The sequence below is a fragment of the Streptomyces sp. NPDC001292 genome (assembly GCF_042896465.1).
Taxonomy (GTDB): Bacteria; Actinomycetota; Actinomycetes; order Streptomycetales; family Streptomycetaceae; genus Streptomyces.
This window is the reverse complement of sequence record NZ_JBIAXG010000070.1, coordinates 1-3,929: the sequence shown is the minus strand read 5'-3', so window position 1 is coordinate 3,929 and position 3,929 is coordinate 1. Positions and strand designations below refer to the sequence as shown.

Here is a 3,929-nt window from a genome sequence, read left to right as displayed (position 1 = left end):
TGAGTCCCGCCGTGGCGTGGTGCCGACACGGCCCGTGCGGCCCGGGCGACGGAGTCCCGCCGTCGCGGTCGCGGCGCATGCGGGCGCAGCTCCGCGTAGGCGGCCGAACCGGGGCCGCCTGTCCGGCGCCCCGGCCGGCGGCCGTGGCCCCGGACAGTCCGCCGCCCCGAGAAACCAGGGGCCAGGGGCCAGGGGCCCGAGCCAGGAGCCCGGGCCCCTGGCGGGCCCGGAACCCGGCGGGCCCGGAACCTGGCGAAACGGTCAGCGCAGGAGTAGCCCCGCCTTTTCGCCGGACTCCTCCGGTGGGACCGTTACCAGGCCCAGTTCCGCGGGGGAGGCCAGGAAGCGGTGGGTGGGGAGGATGCGCACCGTGTAGCCGTAGGGGCCGGTGCGGTCCAGGGACAGGGGGCCCTCGTAGACCCAGCGGCCGTCGGGGTCGGGGGCGCCCGCGGGTTTCAGCGGGACGGCGGTGGCGTCGGCGATGCGGTCCTCCTCGTCCACCCGGCCCGAGACGGCCTGCACCTCCACGTCGTCCGGGCCGAGGCTGCCCAGCCCCACACGCACCCGCAGGCCGAGGGTGGCACCGAGCTCGGCGGTGGCCGTACTGGCCGACGTCTCCACGTGGTCCACGGTCACCTCGTGCCAGGCCGCACGCACCCGCGCCTTCCACGCCGCGAGCTCACGCGCCGCGTCCGGGCCGAGGGCGCGGTGGGCGTGGGCGGCGGGAGCGTACAGCCGCTCCACGTACTCGCGGACCATGCGGCCCGCCAGCACCTTCGGACCGAGCAGGGACAGGGTCCGGCGGACCATCTCGATCCACCGCTCGGGCAGCCCGTCCCGGCCGCGCTCGTAGAAGCGGGGCGCGACCCGCTGCTCCAGCAGGTCGTACAGCGCGGCGGCCTCGACGTCGTCGCGGTGCTCCGGGTCGGTGCCCACTCCGTCCGCGGTGGGGATGGCCCAGCCGAAGTCCGGCTGGAACCACTCGTCCCACCAGCCGTCCAGCACGGACAGGTTCAGACAGCCGTTGAGCGCGGCCTTCATCCCGGAGGTCCCGCACGCCTCCAGCGGCCGCAGCGGATTGTTCAGCCAGACGTCGCAGCCGTGGTAGAGCTTCTGGGCCATCGCCATGCCGTAGTCCGGCAGGAACACGATCCGGTGGCGCACGCGCGGGTCGTCGGCGAAGCGGACCAGCTCCTGGATGAGCCGTTTGCCGCCGTCGTCCGCCGGGTGCGCCTTGCCCGCGACCACGATCTGCACCGGCCGCTCGGGGTGCAGCAGCAGGTCCATCAGCCGGTCCCGGTCGCGCAGCATCAGCGTCAGCCGCTTGTACGACGGGACCCGGCGCGCGAAGCCGATCGTCAGCACCTCCGGGTCGAGGACGCCGTCGATCCAGCCCAGCTCGGCGGTCCCGGCGCCGCGCTGCCGCCAGGAGGCCCGCAGCCGGCCGCGCACCTCCGTCACCAGTTGCTCGCGCAGTTCGCGGCGCAACTCCCAGATCTCCAGGTCGGAGATGTCGGCGACGCCGTCCCAGCGGTCGGAGCCGCCCACGGTCAGGGCGTCCTCGGTGCGCTGGGCGCCGACCTGCCGGGCACCGAGCCGGAACACCTCCGGGGCCACCCAGGTCGGGGCGTGCACCCCGTTGGTCACCGAGGTGATCGGCACCTCCTCGGGGCCGAATCCCGGCCACAGCCCGGCGAACATCTCCCGGCTGACCCTCCCGTGCAGCAGCGAGACACCGTTGGCGCGCTGGGCCAGCCGGAGCCCCATCACGGCCATGTTGAACAGGTTCGGCTCCCCGCCGGGGTACGTCTCCATGCCCAGCCGCAGGATCCGTTCGACGTCGATGCCGGGCAGCTCGGCGTCGGGCCCGAAGTGGCGGGCGACCAGCTCCCGGTCGAAGCGGTCGATTCCGGCCGGGACGGGTGTGTGGGTGGTGAAGACGGTCCCCGCGCGCACCGCCTCCAGGCCCGCGTCGAAGTCCAGCCCCCGGTCGCACAGCTCGGCGATGCGCTCCAGGCCGAGGAAGCCCGCGTGGCCCTCGTTGGTGTGGAACACCTCCGGTTCGGGGTGGCCGGTGAGCCGGCAGTACGTCCGCACCGCCCGCACCCCTCCTATGCCCAGCAGCATCTCCTGGAGGAGCCGGTGCTCGCTGCCGCCGCCGTAGAGCCGGTCGGTCACCCCGCGCTCGCCGAGGTCGTTCTCCTCGACGTCGGAGTCCAGCATCAGCAGCGGAATCCGGCCGACCTGGGCGACCCAGATCCGGGCGTGCAGGGCTTTGCCGCCGGGCAGCGCCAGTGAGACCCGCGCCGTGGCTCCGTCGGCCTCCTTCAGCAGGGTGACGGGCAGCTCGTTGGGGTCCAGGACCGGGTAGTGCTCCTGCTGCCAGCCGTCCCGGGACAGGGTCTGCCGGAAGTAGCCGTGCCGGTACAGCAGCCCCACCCCGATCAGCGGTACGCCGAGGTCGCTGGCCGCCTTCAGATGGTCGCCGGCGAGGATGCCGAGGCCGCCGGAGTACTGCGGCAGCGCGGCCGTGATGCCGAACTCGGGCGAGAAGTAGGCGACCGCGGCGGGCAGGCCCTCGGACCGGGCCTGGTACCAGCGGTCGCCGGTCAGGTAGTCGTGCAGGTCGTCGGCGGCGGCGGTCAGCCGGCGCAGGAAGCGGCGGTCGCCGGCCAGCTCGGTCAGCCGTGCGGGACGCACGCTGCCGAGCAGGCGCACGGGGTCGCCGCCCGAGGAGGCCCAGCGCTCGGGGTCGACGGACTGGAAGAGATCACGGGTCTCGGCGTGCCAGGACCAGCGCAGGTTGCGGGCCAGCTCGCTGAGCGGGCGCAGGGGCTCGGGGAGAACGGGACGGACGGTGAACCGACGGATCGCCTTCACATGCCACCTCGGCGCGTTCGCTGGATGGACGCACTGCGCTGTGCGCCCCGTCACACAAAACCGTACCGGTCCGAGTGCGGGCACCGCTGGGTTCGGACAGCGTCCGACATGGACCTGAATGGAATGGTTCGCCCCTTTTTGCGTCCGTGTCCGGAGTGGACTGGTCTTGTGTGTGGACATACGCGCGAGTAGTTAACAAAGAGCCGGATTGCTCACCCGAATAGGGTGGGAAGGCTCCTCCGGTACACCGACAGCACGACCACGCAGGACCCACCTCCCCACACACATCCGCCCACACCCTCGTTGACGCGGACAGGAGCGGTCATGCCCGCCTCGCACCACTCGGCAGCAGCAAGGACAACCAGCAAGAGCAGCACCGGCGGCGCCTCCGGCCGGCCCGGCGCCGACGCGCCACCAAAACGCCACCAGGACACCGCCCGGCGGACCCCGCCGGCCCCGGAACGGTCCTCCCCGGACGGTGCCACGGCCGTCGGCCGGATTCCGGTCCTCGACGTCCGCCCGGTCGTCCAGCACGGCCGCAGGCCCGCCAAGGCGGTGACCGGAGAATCGTTCGAGATCTCGGCCACCGTCTTCCGTGAGGGTCACGACGCCGTGGCCGCGAACGTCGTCCTGCGCGATCCGGAGGGCCGGCCCGGCCCGTGGACGCCGATGCGCGAGCTGGCCCCCGGCACCGACCGCTGGGGCGCCACCGTGACCGCCGGCGACCCCGGCCACTGGACGTACACGGTCGAGGCCTGGGCGGATCCGGTCACCACCTGGCGGCACCACGCGCAGATCAAGATCCCCGCGGGTCTGGACACCGACCTGGTCCTGGAGGAGGGCGCGCGCCTGTACGAGCGCGCCGCTGCCGGAGTGCCCGGGGACGGCGGTGGCCGGGACGTCGTCCTGGCCGCCGTGGCGGCGCTGCGGGACGAGAACCGGCCGGCCGCGGCCCGGCTGGCGGCGGCGTTGACGCCGGAGGTGGACGCGGTCCTCGCCCGCCATCCGCTGCGGGACCTGGTCACCGCCTCCGAACCGCTCGGCCTGCT

At 73.7% G+C, this 3,929-nt stretch carries 2 protein-coding genes; one reads left to right on the top strand and one right to left on the bottom strand.

The features are described from left to right. Nucleotides 1–261: 261 nt before the first annotated feature. Nucleotides 262–2,880, bottom strand: a complete 2,619-nt coding sequence (locus tag ACFY4A_RS39455; protein ID WP_390834138.1) for a glycosyltransferase family 1 protein — start codon at nucleotides 2,878–2,880, stop codon at nucleotides 262–264. A gap of 324 nt (nucleotides 2,881–3,204) precedes the next feature. On the opposite strand from ACFY4A_RS39455, the gene ACFY4A_RS39450 reads away from it, so the two are divergent. Further along, a partial coding sequence (locus ACFY4A_RS39450) for a maltotransferase domain-containing protein (RefSeq protein WP_390834137.1) occupies nucleotides 3,205–3,929 on the top strand: 725 nt, incomplete at its 3' end.